Origin of the sequence: Streptomyces sp. NPDC001530 (assembly GCF_042894545.1) — a bacterium.
Lineage (GTDB): Bacteria > Actinomycetota > Actinomycetes > Streptomycetales > Streptomycetaceae > Streptomyces.
Genome location: NZ_JBIAVS010000002.1, coordinates 434,287 through 441,332 on the forward strand (window position 1 = coordinate 434,287; position 7,046 = coordinate 441,332).

Below are 7,046 nucleotides of genomic sequence, written 5' to 3' on the forward strand. Positions count from 1 at the left end.
CCGCCAACTACCCCTGTTTCACACCGTCATTGGTCGCACCTCTGGAAGATACGCCATTCGTGTGCGATCCCTTGACCCCCTCTACGTCCCCTTTTATGGTCACGCTGCTCCCCATGACGTAGGACGTCGTATCTCCCCCCACTCGCCCAGCCCGTACCGCTCACTCACTGGACCACTCCTTGCTGGAGGAACCGTGCGCGACGTGACCCACACTCCGGCGCTGCACCGCCGGGCGTTCCTGAAGTACACCGGCGCTCTCGGCGCGGCCGCCGCCCTCTCCTCGTCGCTGGCCGCCTGCTCGTCCGGGCCTGAGTCCACGAATGACACCGGCGGCGGAGGCGGCGGCAAGAACGCCACGCTGACGGCCGTCATCGGCTACGGGAACGACGGCAGCTGGGATCCGACACAGACCGCGTCCGCCTTCTGCATGGCCGCCAACAACCATATCTACGAGGGCCTGCTCGACACCGACCCGATCTCCCGCGAGCCCTACGCCGCGCTCGCCACCGAGGTGCCGTCCGACCTCAGCGGCACGTCCTGGAAGTTCACGCTGAGGGCGGGCGCCAAGTTCCACGACGGGAAGCCGGTCACCGCCGACGACGTGGTGTTCGTCTTCGAGCGGATCCTCGACCCGAAGACGGCGACCCTCGCCAAGGGCTTCTTCGCCAGCTGGCTGAAGGAGGTCAGGAAGATCGACGCGCAGAACGTCGAGCTGGTCCTCAAGTTCCCCTTCCCGGACGGGATTTCTCGGCTCACGCTCGCGAAGATCATGCCGAAGCACATCTTCTCCCAGCCGGGCGCCTGGGACGACGCGATCAAGGGCAAGGCGGTCGGCTCGGGGCCGTACCGGCAGACCGCGCACCACCCCAAGTCGAACACCACCTTCGAGGCGTTCGCCGACTACAACGGGCCGCGCAAGGCCGCGTTCAAGAAGATGAACTGGCTGACCATAGTGGATGCCGCGCCCCGCGTCGCCAAGATCTCCGGGGCCAGCGCCGGCGCGCAGATCGCCGACAACATCCCGTACGCCAACATCGAACAGCTCAAGAAGGGCGGCATGACCGTCCAGGGCGGCGCGGGTATGAACAACCTCTTCCTCATGTTCAACACCCGGCACAAGCCCTTCGACGACGTACGGGTCCGGCAGGCGCTGCACTACGCCATCGACACCGGCAAGATGGTCGAGGTCGCGCTCAAGGGGCACGGGAAGCCGTCGAGTTCGTTCCTCAACGAGGGCAACCCCTGCTACCGGCCCGCGAAGACCGTCTACGACTACGACCCCGAGAAGGCGAAGGCGCTCCTGAAGGAGGCCGGAGTCAGCGGCCTGAAGATCAACATCCTTGCGGTGAACGTCAGTTGGATCGTGGACTGTCTGCCGACCATCAAGGCGTCCTGGGACGCGATCGGCGTCGAGACCACGCTCTCGCCGCAGGAGACCACGGCCGTCTTCACCAAGATGGACCAGAAGCAGGACTACCAGGTCGTCGCGGCCGCATCCAATCCCAATCAGTTCGGCCTCGACGCCGATCTGATCATGCATTACAACTACGGGCCCCAGAACCTGTGGATGCAGTACGCCCGCTGGGCCGACAACTCCGTGGCCAAGAAGCTCTTCAAGGACATGGACCAGGCGACGCAGGAGCCCGACGCCGACAAGAAGAAGACGATGATCCAGGACTACATCGACATCGTCGCCGAACAGGCCGTGCTCTACCCGGTCGTGCACAACGAGCTGATGACCGCGTGGGACCCGAAGAAGCTCGCGGGGATAAGGGCACAGCCGTATCCGGGGATCAACCTGCTGCAAGCCAAGTGGGTCTAGGCAACAGGGAGTTCGTACGTGGTCGCCATCGCCAGGATTCTGCTGCGCCGCGTCGCGCTGCTCGTGCCGCTGATGCTCGGGATCGTCCTGTTCGTGTTCCTCGTGATGCGGTTCTCCGACGTCGATCCGGCATCCGCGTTCTTCCAGGGCGCCAATCCGACCCCGCAGCAGCTGCACGACTTCCGGGAGCAGAACGGGCTGCTCGACCCGCTGCCGGTCCGCTACTTCCATTTCGTGGGGGACCTGCTCCACGGCGACATGGGCACCAGCGCGCTGACCCGGGGGTCGGTCCTGGACCAGGTGACCACCGCGCTGCCGCTCACGCTCCAGCTCACCTTCCTGGGGCTCGGCATCGCGGTGGTGCTCGCGCTGCTCGGCGGGGTCACCGCCGCGATCTACCGCGACCGGCTGCCCGACCAGATCATCCGGGTCGTCTCGCTCACGGGGGTCGCGGCGCCGGGTTTCTGGCTGGCGCTGCTGATGATCCAGTATCTGGCCGTCGACCAGGGGTGGTTCCCGACCGGCGGCTACATCAACCCGGCCGACTCGCTCAGCGGCTGGCTGAAGACCATGGCCCTGCCCGCGCTCGCGCTCTCCCTCCCGGTCGCCGCGCAGCTCACCCGGATCGTGCGGACCTCCGTGGTCGAGGAGCTGGACAAGGACTACGTGCGGACGGCGATCGGGAGCGGTCTGCCGCCGCGGGTGGTGGTCGGGCGGAACGTGCTGCGCAACGCGCTCATCAATCCGCTGACCGTGCTGGGCCTGCGCGTGGGCTACCTGCTCGGTGGCGCCGTCGTCATCGAGACGATCTTCTCGCTGCCGGGGATGGGCAAGCTGATGATCGACGCGGTCAAGAACGGCGACCCCGCCGTCGTCCAGGGGGTCGTACTGACGACGGCAACCGGGTTCGTCGTCGTCAACCTCGTCATCGACGTTCTCTACCTGCTGGTCAACCCGCGACTGAGGGATGCGGCCTGATGTCACTACCGAGGGATGCGGCCTGATGTTCACGCGCAAAGGCCTCGCGGAGGCCCTCTCCCGGCCCGGCGTCCGGCTGCGCGGCTGGCGTCGGCTGCCGCTGCTGTCGAAGGTCGCGGTCTGCTTCCTGGCCGTGGTCGTGCTGGTGGCGCTCCTCGCCCCGCTGCTCGCCCCGCACGACCCGCTCGACCAGCAGGGGCAGATCGACGGCACCGGCCACCCGTCCGCCGACCACTGGATGGGGCAGGACAGCCTGGGCCGGGACATCCTCAGCCGGCTGATGTACGGCGCCCGCTGGTCGCTCGCGATCGGCCTGGGCGCCACCGCGCTCGCCCTCGTGGTGGGAGCGCTCCTCGGCGCGGTCGCGGCGACCTCCCGCAAGGCGGTCGACGAGACGCTGATGCGCTGCCTGGACGTGGTCATGGCGTTCCCCGGCATCGCGCTGGCGGCGGTCCTGGTGGCCGTCTTCGGCGGCGGCATCACCGTGCTGATCTGCGCGATCGCGTTCCTGTTCACCCCGCCGGTGGCCAGGGTCGTACGGGCGAACGTGCTCGACCAGTACGGCGAGGACTACGTCACCGCCGAGCACGTCATCGGCGCCCGCACTCCCCACATCGTCCTCAAGCACGTGGCCATCAACTGCGCCGCCCCCGTGCTGGTGTTCTGCACCGTGCAGGTCGCGGAGGCCATCGTCTTCGAGGCCTCGCTGTCCTTCATCGGCGCGGGCGTACGGCCCCCGGACCCGTCCTGGGGCAGCGTCATCGCGGACGGCAAGAACATGGTGCTGACGGGCGGCTGGTGGGCCACGGTCTTCCCGGGCCTGCTGATGCTGATCACCGTCCTGTCGCTGAACATCCTCTCCGAGGGCGTCTCGGACGCGTGGGCGGCACCGGCGGCAAGGGACGTGTCCGCGCCCGCGGCGGAGGACCGGCTGGAGGCCCCCGAACCGGGCAGCGGCAAGTTCCTGGAACTGCCGGGCCTCACCGAGGCGGCCGCGCGCCTGCGCTCACGGGCCCGCCCGCTGCCCACCGGCCAGCCGGTCCTCGCCGTCGAGAACCTGGCCATCGGCTTCGACGCCCGCCACGGGGGCGTGGACATCGTCGACGGCATCAGCTTCGAGGTGCTGCCGGGCGAGGTCCTCGGCCTGGTCGGCGAGTCCGGCTGCGGCAAGTCGCTGACGGCGCTCACGGTGATGGGCCTGGAGCCGAAGGGGGCCCGGGTCCGGGGCCATGTCCGGTTCAACCAGCGGCAGTTGATCGGCGAGCCGATGCGCGTACGACGCCGGCTGCTGGGCCACGAGATGGCGATGATCTACCAGGACGCGCTGTCGTCCCTGAACCCGGCGATGACGATCAGGGCGCAGCTGAAACAGGTCGTACGCAGGGGTGGAAAGCGCTCCCCCGCCGAGCTGCTGGAGCTGGTCGGCCTCGACCCCGACCGCACCCTGCGCAGCTACCCCCACGAGCTCTCCGGCGGCCAGCGCCAGCGCGTCCTGATCGCCATGGCCCTCTCCCGCAGCCCCAAGCTGATCGTCGCCGACGAACCGACCACGGCCCTCGACGTGACGGTGCAGGCGCAGGTCATAGAGCTGCTGCTGCGGCTGCGCGCGGAGCTGGACTTCGCGCTGATCCTCGTCTCGCACGACCTGGCGCTGGTCTCGGCGGTCACCGACCGGGTGGTCGTCATGTACGGCGGCCAGATCGTCGAGACCGGGGTGACCGCCGACCTGGTGGAGTCCCCGGCCCACCACTACACGCGCGGGCTGCTGGGCAGCGTGCTCTCGCTGGAGTCGGCGGCCGAGCGGATGACCCAGATCAAGGGCGTCGTCCCCTCCCCCGCGGACTTCCCGGCCGGCTGCCGGTTCGCCGACCGCTGCCCGATGGCGAGCGAGGTGTGCCGTACGACGGCGCCGGATCTGGTGGGGACCCATGCGCACACCGCGGCCTGCCACCACCCGGCCGCCGACCTGGGAACCATGGAGCGGGACAGCGGGGGCGCCGTCGCGCTGGCCGATCCCAATGGAAGCGAGGGGGCCGTCAAGTGAACGCGCCGGAACCCGCGGTCCGGGAAAGCCGAGGCCCTCACGTGACCCCACTGGTGGCGCTGTCCGACACGCATGTCGTCCACAAGGCCCGCACCGGCGGTCTGCTCGCCCGCGACCGGGTGTACGCCCTCACCGGCGCCGACCTCGCCATCGCACCCGGTGAGACGGTCGGCGTCGTCGGCGAGTCCGGCTGCGGCAAGTCGACGCTGGCGAAGGTCTTGGTGGGGGTGCAGCGGCCGACGTCCGGCACGGTGGCCTTCCGCGGCCAGGACGTCTGGTCCATGAAACCGGCCGAACGACGCACGGCCATCGGCAGCAGCACCGGCATGATCTTCCAGGACCCGTCGACGGCTCTGAACCGCCGCCTGACGATCCGCCAGATCCTGCGCGACCCGCTGGACGTGCACCGGCGCGGCACCCCCGCCGAACGGGCCGACCGCGTCCGGGAGTTGATGTCGCTGGTCGGCCTGCCCCGCGCCCTCGCGGACGCCCTGCCCGGCCAGCTCTCGGGCGGCCAGCGCCAACGCGTGGCCATCGCCCGGGCACTCGCCCTCGACCCGGACCTGGTGGTGGCCGACGAGCCGACGAGCGCGCTGGACGTGTCGGTCCGCGCCCAGATCCTGAACCTCCTCCTCGACCTGAAGGAACGCCTCGGCCTGGCCCTGGTGTTCGTCTCGCACGACATCCAGACGGTACGACGGATGAGCGACCGGGTGATCACCATGTACCTCGGCCGGATCGTGGAGGAGTCCCCGGCCGACGAGGTCACCGACCGCTCCCGGCACCCGTACACGCGTGCCCTCTTCTCGGCGACCCCCGGCCTCCTCGACCCCATCGACCCGATCCCCCTGGTGGGCCCGGTCCCGTCGGCGACCCGCCCGCCGAGCGGCTGCCCGTTCCGCACCCGCTGCTGGAAGGCGGATGACGCGTGCGCGTCCTCAATGCCGGACTTCACGGCCGCGTCGACGCCGGATCACCGCTACCGGTGCCACCATCCTGTGGAGGAGGGCCAGTCCACGCGCGCGCTGGTCGCGCAGGCAGAGTCCGCCGCCCCGGCCACCGCCATGGCCGACGTCCCGTTCCAGCACCACATCAGGGAGCCTTGATGTCGATCTCCGCCCCGCTGACCGGTGTCGTACCGCCCGTCTGCACCCCCCTGACACCGGAACGCGAGGTGGACGTCCCCTCGCTCATCAGGCTCGTGGACCATCTGGTGGACGGCGGGGTGCACGGCCTGTTCGTCCTCGGCTCGACGTCGGAGGCGGCGTATCTGACGGACGCGCAGCGCCGGCTGGTGGTGAAGACGGTGGCCGGCCATGTCGCCGGCCACCTCCCGGTCCTGGCCGGCGCGATCGACATGACGACCCCGCGCGTTCTGGACCACGTGGCGTACGTGACCGCGGCCGGAGCGGACGCGGTCGTCGTGACCGCGCCCTTCTACACCCGTACCCATCCGGCGGAGATCGCCCGCCACTACCGCCTGGTCTCCACACGGTCGCCCGTGCCGGTCTTCGCCTACGACCTCCCCGTGTCCGTCCACACCAAGCTGAGCCCTGACCTGATCCTCGAACTCGCCGCCGACGGCGTCCTGGCCGGCCTCAAGGACTCCAGCGGCGACCTCGGCGCCTTCCGCACCGCCGTCACCGGCGCCCGTGCCCACCCCGACATCGCCGGCTTCACCCTCCTCACCGGATCTGAGGTCGTCGTCGACTCGGCGCTGGCGCTGGGGGCGGACGGGGCGGTGCCCGGGCTCGCGAATGTGGATCCCGTCGGATACGTCCGACTGTTCCGCCTCTGCCGCGAGGGCGACTGGGAGCGGGCGCGGGCCGAACAGGAGCGCCTGTGCGCGCTGTTCGAGATGGTGGGCGTGGGCGACCCCGCCCGGATGGGCGGCAGCTCATCGGCCCTCGGCGCCTTCAAGGCTGCGCTGTATCTGCGGGGGGTCATCGACTGTCCGGCGACGGCTGAGCCGCAGGTTCCGTTGTCGGAGGCGGAGGTCGAGCGGGTGGGGAAGTATCTGGCGAGCGCGGGGCTGCTGTAAGGGGTGCTTTTTCGCCCCCTCCGCCCCTACCCGTCCCGTACCAGCCTTTCGGCCGCGGGTGGGTGGGGGCTTGTCGCGGGGGTGCCCCCCCCCCCGCCGGGGGGGGGGGGCCGGGGGGGGGGGTTTGGGGGGGGGGGGGGGGGGGCCCCCCCAACCGGGCC

The 7,046-nt window shown here is 70.2% G+C and carries 5 protein-coding genes; all 5 read left to right on the forward strand.

Going from position 1 to position 7,046, the window contains the following annotated elements; all coding sequences use genetic code 11:
- The first annotated feature begins 193 nt into the window (after positions 1-193).
- Genes ACFY0T_RS04845 through ACFY0T_RS04865 form a run of 5 tightly spaced genes read left to right on the forward strand, consistent with a single transcriptional unit; the run spans position 194 to position 6,885 of the window.
- Complete coding sequence (locus ACFY0T_RS04845) at positions 194-1,822, forward strand: ABC transporter substrate-binding protein (RefSeq protein WP_388864575.1); 1,629 nt, start codon at positions 194-196, stop codon at positions 1,820-1,822.
- A gap of 18 nt (positions 1,823-1,840) precedes the next feature.
- Positions 1,841-2,800, forward strand: coding sequence for an ABC transporter permease (locus ACFY0T_RS04850; protein WP_388864576.1), 960 nt, complete (start codon positions 1,841-1,843; stop codon positions 2,798-2,800).
- A gap of 25 nt (positions 2,801-2,825) precedes the next feature.
- On the forward strand, positions 2,826-4,844 hold the full coding sequence (locus tag ACFY0T_RS04855) for a dipeptide/oligopeptide/nickel ABC transporter permease/ATP-binding protein (RefSeq protein WP_388864578.1): 2,019 nt from the start codon (positions 2,826-2,828) through the stop codon (positions 4,842-4,844).
- A 41-nt stretch (positions 4,845-4,885) separates the two neighbouring features.
- Complete coding sequence (locus ACFY0T_RS04860; RefSeq protein ID WP_388864580.1) at positions 4,886-5,950, forward strand: oligopeptide/dipeptide ABC transporter ATP-binding protein; 1,065 nt, start codon at positions 4,886-4,888, stop codon at positions 5,948-5,950.
- Complete coding sequence (locus ACFY0T_RS04865; protein ID WP_388864582.1) at positions 5,950-6,885, forward strand: dihydrodipicolinate synthase family protein; 936 nt, start codon at positions 5,950-5,952, stop codon at positions 6,883-6,885. Before ACFY0T_RS04860 ends, ACFY0T_RS04865 begins: the two co-directional genes overlap by 1 nt.
- Positions 6,886-7,046: the final 161 nt, after the last annotated feature.